This window comes from Streptomyces sp. DSM 118878 (assembly GCF_052936595.1).
In genome coordinates this window covers 4,410,734-4,423,647 of the sequence record NZ_CP193622.1, presented here as the reverse complement: position 1 = coordinate 4,423,647, position 12,914 = coordinate 4,410,734, and the positions used below count along the sequence as shown (strand labels likewise).

The following is a 12,914-nucleotide window of genomic DNA, read 5'->3' as shown; positions in this document are numbered from 1 at the left end:
CCCGCCCCACGGCGTCGTACTGGGTGAACGGGCTGGGCGGCCCCGCGCGTCAGCCCCGCTTGTCGCGGTCCGCCGCCTCGGCCTCGGCTTCGGCCTGCTTGGCCTGGACCTCGGGGTCGAGGGCGTCCTGTGCGCTGCCGTCGACGGAGGTCAGCGTGGTGGTGGCGGGGACCTCGGTGGCCTCGGGCGGCTCGACGAGCCAGTCCGGATTGGCCTGCTTGTCCCACCACTTCCAGGCGGCCACGGCTCCGCCGGCGAGCAGGCCGAGCAGAATGACCTTCTTGGCGACGCGTCCGTTCCTGGCCCGGCGCTGCTGCTTGCGCACCAGACGCTGGACGTCCTTGGGCGACACCTGACCGCGCAGCGCGGCCATGGCCGCCGTGCTGCGGGCCGCGGCCTCTTCCCGTACGGGCTGCGCCGCGGCCACCGCGTGCTCGATGCGGGGCTTGGAGTAGTCGGCGGCCTGGCGCGCGGCCTTGCGGGTGCGGGCGGCGGCCTCGTGTGCGGCGTGGTCGACCTTCGGCGGCACGTGCGTGCGCGCCTGCTCGATCCGGGGGGCGACATGGGCGCCGTACTGGACACGGGCCTGCTCGGCCGCCAGTGACACCTTGGGCCCGAGCCGTACGCGCGCCTCATGGGCGTACTGCGTGGCTCGGTCCTTGGCCGTGTCGGCGTATGGTGCCACCGCGTCCGCGGCGTGCCGCACGCTGTCCTTGGCCGAGCCGGTCGCGGCGCACACGCTGTCGATGCGGGTCACGTGATCCTCCTCCTCGGTGGCGTATACGTATGTCACCTTTCCACCCTTTCAAGGATCATGCCTTCTGGCTCGCCATCGGGCACAAGAGGGCGGGCATCCGGGTCATCCCTGACCCCGGCCAATCGGTGGTGTGGGGCAGCAGTGATCAATTCGTTTGATTCGGTGCAAGATGAGCTCTTCGCCGACAATGCCACGGATCGCTGCGGCGCGCGCCCACTCGGCGGCTACTCGTCCCAATCCGGTCCGTGGCAGGATCGGGGTGTCACAGAAGACAACGGAAGGCAGATCGTGGCTGAGCAGCTTTACGCCACCCTGAAGACCAACAACGGCGACATCGAGGTGCGGCTGCTGCCGAATCACGCGCCGAAGACGGTCAAGAACTTTGTGGAGCTCGCCCAGGGCGAGCGCGAGTGGACCCACCCGCAGACCGGCAAGAAGACCAAGGACCGTCTCTACGACGGCACTGTCTTCCACCGTGTCATCAGCGGTTTCATGATCCAGGGCGGCGACCCGCTGGGCAACGGCACCGGCGGCCCGGGCTACGAGTTCGAGGACGAGTTCCACCCGGACCTCGCCTTCAACAAGCCGTACCTCCTCGCCATGGCCAACGCCGGCCCGGGCACCAATGGCTCGCAGTTCTTCGTGACTGTGTCGCCGACCGCCTGGCTGACCGGCAAGCACACGATCTTCGGCGAGGTCACCGGAGAGGCCGGCAAGAAGGTCGTGGACGCCATCGCGGCGGCCCAGACCAACCCGCGCACCGACCGCCCGGTCAACGACGTGGTCATCGAGTCCGTGGTCATCGAGACCCGCGACGCCTGATCGACGCGTTGTCAGCGCATCCCGAGCGCTTGCCCGCGAGGGAACCAAACCGCCCCGCCCGTCCGTAAGGAAGGGCGGGGCGGTGCGTTGCCACGTGTGCCGTCGCACTGCCTTCGTACGGAGATTGAGGGGACCCCATGGACCAGGCGCCAGGCAGCCCGCAGGAGCCGCAGGGGGCATCGGGCCCGCTCGGCTGCTACCGGCATCCCGACCGCGAGACCGGCATAACGTGCACCCGCTGCGAGCGTCCCATCTGCCCCGAGTGCATGATCAGCGCCTCGGTCGGCTTCCAGTGCCCGGACTGCGTCCGCGGTGGCTCGGGCACGGGGCACGCGCCGCGGGCCAACCAGCCGCGCACGGTCGCCGGCGGCACGGTCGCCGCCGACCCGCGTCTGGTCACCAAGATCCTCGTCGGTCTCAACGTCGTGCTGTTCCTGGCGCAGATGGCGGTCGGGGACCGCTTCACCGATCAGTACGACCTGATCGGGCGGGCCTTCGTGCCCGACCTGGGCTCCATCGAGGGCGTGGCCGAGGGGCAGTACTACCGCCTGGTCACGGCGATGTTCCTGCACGGCAGCGTCATGCACGTCGTCTTCAACATGCTGAGCCTGTGGTGGATCGGCGGCCCGCTCGAAGCGGCGCTCGGCCGCGTCCGTTATGTCGCGCTGTATCTGGCGTCGGGTCTGGCGGGCAGCGCCCTGACCTACCTGCTGGCCGCGCAGAACCAGCCGTCGCTCGGGGCGTCCGGCGCCGTCTTCGGTCTCTTCGGCGCCACCGCCATCCTGATGCGGCGGCTGAACTACGACATGCGGCCGGTCCTCGCCCTGCTGGCGATCAACCTGCTCATCACGGCGTTCTGGCCCAACATCGCGTGGCAGGCGCACGTGGGCGGGCTCGTCGGCGGCCTGATCGTCGGCTACGCCATGGTGCACGCGCCGCGCGAGCGGCGGAACCTCATCCAGTACGGAAGCTGTGCTCTGGTACTGGTCGTGGCTGTGGTCATGGTAGTCGTCCGGACCGGCCAGCTCATCTGAGGTGCCCCGTTGTCCACAGCGTGTACCGGATCTTGTGCAAGCTGTGGGGAACAACAGTGCCCCTTGTCGCTGACCTGGGTTTCCCCAGGAAGGACAAGGGGCGTGCGGGAGGACGGAGAGCCGGTGGGTCAGTCACACCGGCGTCAACCGGCCGAGAGTTATCCACAGATCTTCAGACCTTTTCCCCATGTGGACAGCGCTGTGGATAACTATGGCCATGCCTGGTGTGTGAGGCGCGGACGCGCCTCACACGGCACGACCTACTTCCACTGCGTGGAGACGCCGAAACCGGCGGCGATGAAGCCGAAGCCGACCACGATGTTCCAGTTGCCGAGCGGATCGATCGGCAGCTTGCCGTCGGTGACGTAGAAAACGACGATCCAGGCGAGGCCGATGAGGAACATCGCCAGCATCACCGGAGCCACCCAGCTGCGATTCGTCAGCTTGATGCTCGTCGCCTGCTTCGCGGGCGGAGGCGTGTAGTCGTCAGCCTTCTTGCGGATACGTGACTTCGGCACGAGGGTCTCTCCTGTCGATGCGCTGCGTGGCCGCGCAGGTAACTGTCATAGGGCGCCGGGCGGGAACTCCACGGGAAGCCGAGGCCTCCCCCAGGCGTCCGTTAGCGTAGTGCTTCCGCGGCGCTGAAGGAGATAAGGGTACGTTGAGCAATTCTGCCGACCCCCCGAACAGTGCCGGTCGCCGCCCCCGGTGGCGTCCGGTTCGGGTGCTTACGGGCGCCGTTTTCGCCCTCGCCGGGCTAATTTTCGTCACCAGTTTCAACACGGCCAAGGGCACCAACATCCGTACCGATGCCTCCCTGCTGAAACTCTCCGACCTCATCCAGGAGCGCAGCCACAAGAACGGCGCGCTCGACGAGTCCAACGGGTCCCTGCGCGACGACGTCGAGGCGCTGGCCCAGCGCGACAGCGGCGGCACCAAGGCCGACGACGCCCGCCTCAAGGCGCTGGAGGAGAACGCGGGGACCAAGAAGCTCAGCGGCCGGGCCGTCACCGTCACCCTCGCCGACGCCCCGCCCGACGCCGGCCCCAAGTTGCCCGGCTACCCCGAGCCCCAGCCGAACGACCTGGTCATCCACCAGCAGGACCTGCAAGCCGTGGTGAACGCCCTCTGGCAGGGCGGCGCCAAGGGCATCAAGGTCATGGACCAGCGGCTGATCTCGACGAGCGCCGTGCGCTGCGTGGGCAACACGCTCATCCTCCAGGGCCGCGTCTACTCCCCGCCCTACAAGGTGACCGCCGTGGGCGACCCCGACAAGCTCAAGAGCGCCCTCACCGCCTCCCCCGAGATCCAGAACTACATGCTGTACGTGAACGCGTACGGGCTCGGCTGGAAAGTCGACGACGACTCGGCGGTGACTCTTCCCGGCTACTCGGGCACAGTGGATCTCCACTACGCGAAGCCCGTGGAGTAGCCGCCCCTGGGGGAGCCCGTGTCCGTGCGCGTGCTGGTCAGGACGTTCAGCGAGCTGTGCATCACCGTCGGCGCCGTCATCGTGCTCTTCGTGGCGTACGTCGTCTACTGGACCGGTGTGAAGGCCGACAGCGCCATGGACGGCCAGATCGACGAGCTGCACGACCGGTGGGCGCGGAGCCAGGCCCCCGCGGGCACCCGGGGCGACGACGGCCCCGCCGCCGGGTCCCCGGCAGAGCCCGCCCCGTACAAGGACGGCAAGGCCTTCGCCGTCATGTACATCCCGCGGTTCGGTTTCACGTGGAACAAGCCCGTGCTCCAGGGCACCGGCACCGACGTGCTGAAGAAGGGCCTCGGCCACTACGCCTCCACCGCCCGGCTCGGGCAGAAGGGCAACTTCTCCGTGGCCGGCCACCGCCGCACCTACGGCGACCCCTTCAAGGACTTCCCGAAGCTGCGGCCGGACGACCCCGTCGTCCTCACCGACGGCACCACGTGGTTCACGTACCGCGTCGACAGGAAGCCCTACAGGACGCTCCCGGGCGACATCGGGGTCATCGACGCCGTGCCGCGCAAGTCCGGCTTCGACGGCCCCGGCCGCTACCTCACCCTCACCACCTGCGAACCGGAGTGGGGCCACAGCCACCGGCTGATCGTCTGGGCGCATCTGGACGCGACCCAGCCCGTGGAGGCCGGGAAACCGGAGGCACTGCGCCGTTAGTCTGGTGCCGTACGGCAAGGGAGGACTGGTGCCGTACGCGACGGAAGGGACGGCATGTACGGCTGGATCTGGCGGCATCTGCCGGGAAACGCATGGCTGAGGGCAGTGATTTCGCTGATGCTCGTCCTCGCCGTGGTCTATGTGCTGTTCCAGTACGTCTTCCCCTGGGCCGAGCCGCTGCTGCCCTTCAACGACGTCACCGTGGACGGCCAGTGAGCACCGCGGGCGGCACCCGCAGCCGCATCCTCGTCGTCGACAACTACGACAGCTTCGTCTTCAACCTCGTCCAGTACCTGTACCAGCTCGGTGCCGAGTGCGAGGTCCTGCGCAACGACGAGGTCGAGCTCCGGCACGCGCAGGACGGCTTCGACGGCGTCCTGCTCTCGCCGGGCCCCGGCACCCCCGAGCAGGCGGGCGTCTGCGTGGAGATGGTGCGGCACTGCGCCACCACCGGCGTGCCGGTCTTCGGGGTCTGCCTCGGCATGCAGTCGATGGCCGTGGCGTACGGCGGCGTGGTCGGCCGCGCCCCGGAGCTGCTGCACGGCAAGACCTCGCTCGTACGCCACGAGGGCAAGGGCGTCTTCGCGGGCCTGCCGACGCCGTTCACCGCGACCCGCTACCACTCGCTCGCCGCGGAGCCCGCCACCGTCCCGGCCGAGCTCGAGGTCACGGCGCGCACCGAGGACGGCATCATCATGGGCGTGCGCCACCGGGAGTTCCCCGTCGAAGGCGTGCAGTTCCACCCGGAGTCCGTGCTGACCGAGCACGGCCACCTCATGCTGGCCAACTGGCTGGCGGAGTGCGGCGACACCGGTGCCGTCGGGCGATCGAGCGGGCTCGCCCCGGTGGTGGGCAGGGCCACGGCGTGACCGAGCTGCGCCCCGAGCGCGACTCCTCCGGAGATCCGTACGACGCGAACGCCGCGTACGGGGACGCCGGTGGTGCGCGAGGGGGCGCCGCGGCTGCCGCGCAGGGCGACGAGGCTCTCGAAGCCGCCGTCGGGGACCTCGCCGATCCGCTGAGCGACCCGCTGCCGGGGCAGCACCCTTCCCCGTGGTTCCGCAGCGGCTCTGCGGAGCCGCAGCCCCGCGAGCCGCAGCCCGCCGAGCCGGCCCGGGAGGGGCAGGAGCCGCGGGAACCGCAGGGCACGCCCGAACCGACGTACGAGCAGCTCTACGGCGCCTACGCCCCGCACCAGTCCTCCCCGGCCGCCGCCACGCCACCCTCGGCCTCGCCCCGGCCCGCGCGGACGGCCTCGTACGATCCGATACCTGCCGACGACGAGACGGTGGGCCTGCGCACCGCCGACACGCGCCGAGCGGCGGCCCAGCCGGCGAGCGACCGCCCCACGGGAGGCCGGGCGGCGCGCCGTAAGGCTGCCAAGAAGGGCGGTGGACGGCCCGTACAGGCCGGTTCGAGCCCCGCCGCTCCCCTTTCCCGCGTGGAGGCCCGACGCGCCGAGCGGGCCCGCAGGCCCTCGGCCGGCACGGTGATCAGCCGAGGGCTCGGTGAGGTCTTCATCACCTTGGGCGTGCTGATGCTGCTCTTCGTCACCTACCAGCTCTGGTGGACGAACATCCGGGCCCATGAGCAGGCCGACGGTGCGGCCCGGGACCTCCAGAACGAGTGGGCCAAGGGCAAGGGCAAGCCGGGCACCTTCGAACCGGGCCAGGGCTTCGCCCTGCTGCACATCCCGAAGCTGGACGTCGTCGTGCCGGTCGCCGAGGGCATCGACAAGCACGGGGTCCTCGACCGCGGCATGGTCGGCCACTACAACGAGGGCGCCACGAAGACGGCGATGCCGGACGCCGAGCGGGGCAACTTCGCGGTGGCGGGCCACCGCAACACCCACGGCGAACCGTTCCGCTACATCAACCGCCTCGAACCCGGCGACCCCATCGTCGTCGAGACGCAGGACAAGTACTTCGTCTACAAGATGGCGAGCATCCTGCCGCAGACGAGCCCGGGAAACATCGGGGTGATCGCCCCCGTGCCGCCCGGATCGGGCTTCACGAAACCCGGCCGCTACATCACACTGACCACTTGCACCCCGGAGTTCACCAGTAAGTACCGGATGATCGTCTGGGGCAAGATGGCCGAGGAACGGCCGCGCAGCAAGGGCAAGCCGAGCGCGCTCGTCAACTAGAAGTGTGAGAACGGGGCAGAACCAGTGGCAGCCACGACCGACGACGACGAGAAGCAGGCCGAGGCGCCCGCACCGGAAACCGCTCCGGAAACCGCTCCGGAACCCGCTCCCGCGCCCGCGCCACGACGCCGGGGCCGCGGTCGCCTGGCCCTGGCGGTCAGCGTCTTCGGTGAACTCCTCATCACCGCGGGCCTGATCCTCGGTCTCTTCGTCGTCTACTCCCTGTGGTGGACCAACGTCGTCGCCGACCGCGAGGCGAACAAGCAGGGCGAGCGGGTCCGCGACCGCTGGGCGGGCGGTCCCGGCAGCATCGACACCAAGGACGGCATCGGCTTCCTCCACGTACCCGCGATGGGCGGCGGGGAGGTGCTGGTCAAGGAGGGCACCAGCCACAAGGTGCTCAACGACGGCGTCGCCGGCTACTACAAGGACCCGATCAAGTCCGCTCTCCCCGAGGACAAGGAGGGCAACTTCACGCTGGCCGCGCACCGCGACGGGCACGGCGCGAAGTTCCACGAGATAGACAAGATCAAGAAGGGCGACGCGATCATCTACGAGTCGCGGGACAAGTGGTACGTGTACAAGGTGTACGCGACGCTGCCCGAGACCTCGAAGTACAACGTGAAGGTCCTCAAGCCCGTTCCCGAGGAGTCGGGCGCGAAGAAGCCGGGCCGCTACATCACGCTGACGACGTGCACGCCGGTCTACACCTCGAACTACCGCTACGTCGTCTGGGGCGAGCTGGAGCGGATCGAGAAGGTCGACAACAAGCGGACGCCGCCGGCGGAGCTGCGGTAACGAGCTCCCGAGCCGCCGGCGGACCCCCCCTCGTACGACGAAGCCCCGGTGATCGCCGCTGAAGCGGTCACCGGGGCTTCGTCGTGCTCACGGGGCTGTGCCCGTGTTCAGCGGGGGTTCGTCAGTCGTCCCAGCCGTGGTCGTCGCGGGGGTGGTCGCGGTTCGATATGCCGCCGATGAAGCCGCCGCCCCCGTCGTCTCCGCCGCCACCGTTGTCGCCGTTGCCACCATTGCCGTTGCCGTTGCCGCCCGCGGTGGTCAGGTTGACCGCGCTGCCCGGGTCGACCTTCTCGCCCACGTTGGGCTGGGGAATGAGCACGATGGCGTTGTCGTCCTGGGGCCCGGTGATGTTGCCGACGGTCAGACCGGCGTCCTCGATGGCCTTGCGGGCGTCCTTCAGCTTCTGCCCGGCGACGGGCGGGACGGTGGCCTCCTCCGGCTCCTTGGCCACCTGGACGGTCACGGTGGAACCGGGGTCGACCGACGAGCCGGCGGCGGGCGTCGTCTGGATGACCTTGCCCTCCTCGACGTCACCACTGGCGACGTCCTCGCGGCTCGGCACGAGGTTGCTGTCCTCGATCTGCTGCTTGGCCTCTTCCCAGGTCTTGCCGGTGACGCTGGGAACGACGGACTGCGCCTTCTCCTTGGCGACGAAGAGCGTGATCGAGCTGCCCTTCTCGACCTCGGCACCGAACTCCGGGTCCGTCTCGAGCACCGTGCCCTTTTCCTCGGTGGACTCCCGGGACTTGGTCACGACGTTGAACTGGTACTTGTCGCCCTCAAGCTTCTCGGTGGCCTCGGCGACCGGCGTGTTGAGCACGTTCGGCACCGCCACCTTGGGCGCGCCGGTCGACACCGTCACCGTGATGGTGTCGCCCTTGTCGACCTTCGTGTCCGCTCCCGGGTCCTGCTCGCAGATCTCGCCCTTCGGGTACTTCTCGCAGGGCTCGCGCTGGCCGACCTCGATCTTGACGCCGACGTTGTTCGCCGACTCCTTGGCCTCCTTCACCGTCTCACCGACGAAGTTGGGGGCCTTGAGCGTTTTGTCGCCACCGCCGTCGCCGCTGAACGCGTACTGCCCGATGAGGATCGCGCCGACCAGGACGAGGATGCCCGCGACGATCAGCAGCCACGTCGACATGTTGCTCTTCTTCTGGCGGCGGCCCCGGCCGTTCTCGTCGTAGCCGTAGCCCCCGTCGTCCGGGTTGACCGGCGGCAGCATGGACGTCGGGGCGCCGCCGCCCTGCTGGCGCAGCATCGCCGTCTGCTGGTCGTCCCCGTGGCCGCCGTAGCCGACCGCGCCCATGGCGGCGGTGGCGGCGACCGGCTGGCCGTCCAGGCAGGCCTCGATGTCGGCGCGCATCTCGTCGGCCGACTGGTAGCGGTAGTCCGGGTCCTTGGTGAGGGCCTTCAGGACGATGGCGTCCATCTCCGGAGTGATCTCTCCGTCGAAGACGCTGGGGGCCTGCGGCTCCTCGCGTACGTGCTGGTAGGCGACCGCGACCGGGGAGTCCCCGACGAACGGCGGCCGCACGGTGAGCAGCTCGTAGAGGAGACAGCCCGTGGAGTAGAGGTCGGAGCGGGCGTCGACCTGCTCGCCCTTGGCCTGCTCGGGCGAGAGGTACTGCGCCGTGCCGATGACCGCGGCCGTCTGCGTCATGGTCATGCCGGAATCACCCATGGCGCGGGCGATGCCGAAGTCCATGACCTTGACCTGGCCGTTGCGCGTCAGCATGACGTTCGCGGGCTTGATGTCACGGTGGACGATGCCGCTGCGGTGGGAGTACTCCAGGGCCTGGAGGATGCCGATCGTCATCTCCATGGCCCGCTCCGGCAGCAGCTTGCGGCCGGAGTGCAGCAGCTCACGCAGGGTCGAGCCGTCGACGTACTCCATCACGATGTACGGGATGGAGACCCCGTCCACGTAGTCCTCGCCGGTGTCGTAGACCGCGACGATCGCCGGGTGGTTGAGTGAGGCGGCAGACTGGGCCTCACGGCGGAACCGGGCCTGGAACGACGGATCGCGGGCGAGGTCGACTCGCAGCGTCTTCACCGCCACGGTGCGGCCGAGGCGGGTGTCGTGCGCGAGGTAAACCTCCGCCATCCCACCGCGGCCGAGCACCTGACCCAGCTCGTACCGGCCGCCGAGGCGACGCGGCTCTTCCATAGCTAATCCAGCCCTCTCCGTCGGTCCCGACCGCACCGTTGTGTGGTCCGGCGGTGTGCTGTCCGGGCATACGGTACCCGGCTCGACTTACGTGACCCGGACACCACCGTCAGCCGATACCGGACCGGTACCGCAACGTGCACCGATGGGGAGTCGCCGTGACAGGGGTCACTTCTTGCTGTCGATGACTGCCTTCATCACGTCCCTGGCGATGGGCGCGGCGAGGCCACCACCGGAGATGTCGTCACGGCTGGCCTTGCTGTCCTCGACGACCACGGCGACGGCGACCGGCGAACCGGAATCCGTCTTGGCATACGAGATGAACCAGGCGTAGGGGTTCTTGCTGTTGGCGACGCCGTGCTGCGCCGTACCGGTCTTGCCTCCGACAGTGACGTTCGGGATCTTGGCGTTGGTTCCCGTGCCTTCGTTGACGACCGTCTCCATCATGTCCTGGAGCTTCTGGGCGTTCTCCTTCGACAGCGGCTCGCTCATCTCCTTGGGCGAGTGCTTCTCGATGGTGTCCAGGTTCCGGGCCTGGAGCTCATCGACCATGTACGGCTCCATGAGCGTGCCGTCGTTGGCGATCGCGGAGGCGACCATGGCCATTTGCAGCGGCGTCGCGGCCGTCTCGAACTGGCCGATGGAGGACAGCGCGGTCTGCGGCTTGTCCATGTCCTCGGGGAAGTGGGACGCGTTGGAGCGGACCGGCACGAACTGCTCGGAGTTGAAGCCGAACTCCTTCGCGGTCTCCAGCATCTTGTCCTTGCCGAGATCGGAGCCGATCTTGCCGAAGACGGTGTTGCAGGACACCCGCAGCGCCTCACGCAGCGAGGCGTTCTTGCAGGGGATGTTGCCCTCGTTCGGCAGCGGAGTCGTGGTGTTCGGCATCGTCCAGGGCAGCGGCGAGTCCGTCTTGCCGTCGATGTCGTCGTACAGATCGTGCTCAAGGGCGGCCGCCGCCGTGACCACCTTGAAGGTGGAACCGGGCGGGTAGGTCTCGCGCAGCGCGCGGTTGACCAGCGGCTTGTCCTTGTCCTTGTCCAGGTCGAGGAACTTCTGGGCCTCGTCATTGGTGTTGCCGGCGAAGTCCCCCGGGTCGTACGAAGGGGTGGAGGCCAGCGCCAGGATCGCGCCCGTGGTCGGGTCGATCGCGGCGACGGCACCCTTGCCGCGGCCCTTCAGACCGTCGTACGCCGCCTTCTGCGCGGCGCCGTTGAGCGTGGTGACGACATTGCCGCCCTCCTTCTTCTCGCCGGTCAGCATGTCGAGCGTGCGGCGGAAGAAGAGCCGGTCGTCGTTGCCGGTGAGGATGCCGTCGTCGATGTACTCCAGCTGGTTGGCGCCTATGCGCTGCGAGGAGTAACCGGTGACGGGGGCCCACATGGGCCCGTCCTTCCAGGTGCGCTTGTACTCCAGGTCGCTGCCCGGTGTCGCCTTGGAGCCGGTGATCGGCTTGCCGTCGACGATGATGTCGCCGCGCGGCTGGGAGTAGCGCTCGATGGTGACGCGGCGGTTCTTCTTGTGCTTGGCCAGGCTGTCGGCCTGGACGTACTGGAGCCAGTTGTCCCGGGCGAGCAGGGCGAAGACGAGCAGCCCGCAGAAGATCGCGATCCGGCGCAGGGGCTTGTTCACGGTCGGACCACCTGGGTCATCTCAGCATCGGGGCTCGGGGCGGGGGACGGGGCGGGACGGCGTGCGGTGTCACTGATCCGGAGCAGGATGCCGATCAGCGCCCAGTTGGCGATCACGGAGGAACCGCCGTACGCCAGGAAGGGCATGGTCATACCGGTCAGCGGGATCAGGCCCATGACGCCGCCGGAGACGACGAAGACCTGGATGGCGAAGGCTCCGGAGAGGCCGATCGCGAGGAGCTTGCCGAACGGGTCGCGGGCGGCGAGGGCCGTGCGGACACCGCGCTCGACGATCAGACCGTAGATCAGCAGGATCGCCATGACACCGGCCAGACCCATCTCCTCACCGAACGTGGCGAGGATGAAGTCGGAGTTGGCGGCGAAGCCGATGAGGTCGGAGTTGCCCTGGCCGAGGCCGGTGCCGAGGACACCGCCGGAGCCGAAGGCCATCAGGGACTGGGCGATCTGGTCACTGTTGTTCTGGATCACCGTGTCCGAGAACGGGTTCAGCCAGGCGTCCACACGCTGCTGCACGTGCGGCTCGAAGGAGGCCACACTCACCGCACCGACGGCGGACATCACGAGACCGAAGACGATCCAGCTCGTGCGCTCCGTGGCTACATACAGCATCACGACGAACATGCCGAAGAACAGCAGTGACGTACCGAGGTCGGTCTCGAAGACCAGGATCAGGATCGACATCGCCCACACGACGATGATCGGGCCGAGGTCGCGCCCGCGCGGCAGGTAGAGCCCCATGAAACGGCGGCTGGCCAGAGCGAGCGCGTCGCGCTTCACCATCAGATAGCCGGCGAAGAAGATCGCGATGACGATCTTCGCGAACTCACCGGGCTGGATGGAGAAACCGCCGACCCGGATCCAGATCTTCGCGCCGAACACGTTCATACCGAGGCCCGGCACGAGCGGCAGGAGCAGCAGGACGATCGCGCCGACCATGGAGATGTACGTGTACCGCTGTAGGACGCGGTGGTCCTTCAGGAAGATCAGCACGGCCACGAAGAGCGCGATGCCGATCGCCGAGTACATGAGCTGGTTCGGCGCCGCCTGGACGAAGTTGTCGCGCTGCTGCAACCTCTCCGACTGGTCGAGCCGCCAGATCACCACGAGGCCGAGGCCGTTGAGCACGGTGGCCAGCGGCAGCAGCAGCGGGTCCGCGTACGCGGCGAACTTGCGTACGACGATGTGGCCGACGCCTGCGAGCAGGCCGAGACCCATCCCGTACCCGAGCATGCCGGACGGCAGCTTGCCATCAAGAGCGAGGCCTACGTTGATGTAGGCGAACAGCGGGATGACGACCGCGAACGCGAGCAGCGCGAGCTCGGTGTTGCGCCGGCTCGGCGCCCCGATCGCGCCGATCGTCGACGTGTGTGTAGTACTGCTCATGGC

13 protein-coding genes are annotated in these 12,914 nt (G+C 68.6%); 8 read left to right on the top strand and 5 right to left on the bottom strand.

The window, feature by feature from the left end; translation table 11 throughout:
* Positions 1–49 precede the first annotated feature (49 nt).
* Positions 50–757, bottom strand: coding sequence for a DUF5324 family protein (locus ACRAKF_RS19695; RefSeq protein ID WP_447042069.1), 708 nt, complete (start codon positions 755–757; stop codon positions 50–52).
* 288 nt (positions 758–1,045) lie between these two features.
* Here ACRAKF_RS19695 and ACRAKF_RS19690 point away from each other — a divergent pair, with 288 nt between their 5' ends.
* Positions 1,046–1,579, top strand: coding sequence for a peptidylprolyl isomerase (locus tag ACRAKF_RS19690; protein ID WP_447038483.1), 534 nt, complete (start codon positions 1,046–1,048; stop codon positions 1,577–1,579).
* A 137-nt stretch (positions 1,580–1,716) separates the two neighbouring features.
* Positions 1,717–2,613, top strand: coding sequence for a rhomboid family intramembrane serine protease (locus ACRAKF_RS19685; RefSeq protein WP_447038482.1), 897 nt, complete (start codon positions 1,717–1,719; stop codon positions 2,611–2,613).
* A 260-nt stretch (positions 2,614–2,873) separates the two neighbouring features.
* On the opposite strand, the gene crgA is transcribed toward ACRAKF_RS19685, so the two are convergent.
* Positions 2,874–3,131 (bottom strand): cell division protein CrgA, encoded by a 258-nt coding sequence (crgA, locus tag ACRAKF_RS19680; RefSeq protein ID WP_447038481.1) that lies wholly within the window; start codon positions 3,129–3,131, stop codon positions 2,874–2,876.
* A 143-nt stretch (positions 3,132–3,274) separates the two neighbouring features.
* Between crgA and ACRAKF_RS19675 the strand changes: the two genes are divergently transcribed.
* Genes ACRAKF_RS19675 through ACRAKF_RS19650 form a run of 6 tightly spaced genes read left to right on the top strand, consistent with a single transcriptional unit; the run spans position 3,275 to position 7,709 of the window.
* Positions 3,275–4,045: a DUF881 domain-containing protein gene (locus ACRAKF_RS19675; RefSeq protein ID WP_447038480.1), complete on the top strand. Its 771-nt coding sequence runs from the start codon at positions 3,275–3,277 to the stop codon at positions 4,043–4,045.
* A gap of 24 nt (positions 4,046–4,069) precedes the next feature.
* Positions 4,070–4,765: a class E sortase gene (locus tag ACRAKF_RS19670; RefSeq protein WP_447038479.1), complete on the top strand. Its 696-nt coding sequence runs from the start codon at positions 4,070–4,072 to the stop codon at positions 4,763–4,765.
* Positions 4,766–4,819: 54 nt separating this feature from the next.
* Positions 4,820–4,981 (top strand): hypothetical protein, encoded by a 162-nt coding sequence (locus ACRAKF_RS19665; RefSeq protein WP_447038478.1) that lies wholly within the window; start codon positions 4,820–4,822, stop codon positions 4,979–4,981.
* Positions 4,978–5,634, top strand: a complete 657-nt coding sequence (locus ACRAKF_RS19660) for an aminodeoxychorismate/anthranilate synthase component II (RefSeq protein ID WP_447038477.1) — start codon at positions 4,978–4,980, stop codon at positions 5,632–5,634. The genes ACRAKF_RS19665 and ACRAKF_RS19660 overlap by 4 nt, the downstream gene beginning before the upstream one ends.
* Entirely contained in the window at positions 5,631–6,911 is a 1,281-nt protein-coding gene (locus ACRAKF_RS19655; RefSeq protein ID WP_447038476.1) for a class E sortase, read from the top strand. Before ACRAKF_RS19660 ends, ACRAKF_RS19655 begins: the two co-directional genes overlap by 4 nt.
* Before the next feature lie 24 nt (positions 6,912–6,935).
* The gene (locus ACRAKF_RS19650; RefSeq protein WP_447038475.1) at positions 6,936–7,709 is read left to right on the top strand and encodes a class E sortase; all 774 of its coding nucleotides are present in this window, start codon (positions 6,936–6,938) and stop codon (positions 7,707–7,709) included.
* Positions 7,710–7,830: 121 nt separating this feature from the next.
* Here the strand turns inward: ACRAKF_RS19650 and pknB are convergent, their stop codons facing one another.
* The 3 genes from pknB to ACRAKF_RS19635 all read right to left on the bottom strand — a co-directional run bounded on the left by pknB (position 7,831) and on the right by ACRAKF_RS19635 (position 12,911).
* A complete protein-coding gene (gene pknB / locus ACRAKF_RS19645) occupies positions 7,831–9,876 on the bottom strand; it encodes a Stk1 family PASTA domain-containing Ser/Thr kinase (protein ID WP_447038474.1) in 2,046 nt (681 codons plus the stop codon).
* A 168-nt stretch (positions 9,877–10,044) separates the two neighbouring features.
* Positions 10,045–11,508, bottom strand: coding sequence for a peptidoglycan D,D-transpeptidase FtsI family protein (locus tag ACRAKF_RS19640; protein WP_447038473.1), 1,464 nt, complete (start codon positions 11,506–11,508; stop codon positions 10,045–10,047).
* The gene (locus tag ACRAKF_RS19635; protein ID WP_447038472.1) at positions 11,505–12,911 is read right to left on the bottom strand and encodes an FtsW/RodA/SpoVE family cell cycle protein; all 1,407 of its coding nucleotides are present in this window, start codon (positions 12,909–12,911) and stop codon (positions 11,505–11,507) included. Before ACRAKF_RS19635 ends, ACRAKF_RS19640 begins: the two co-directional genes overlap by 4 nt.
* Positions 12,912–12,914: the final 3 nt, after the last annotated feature.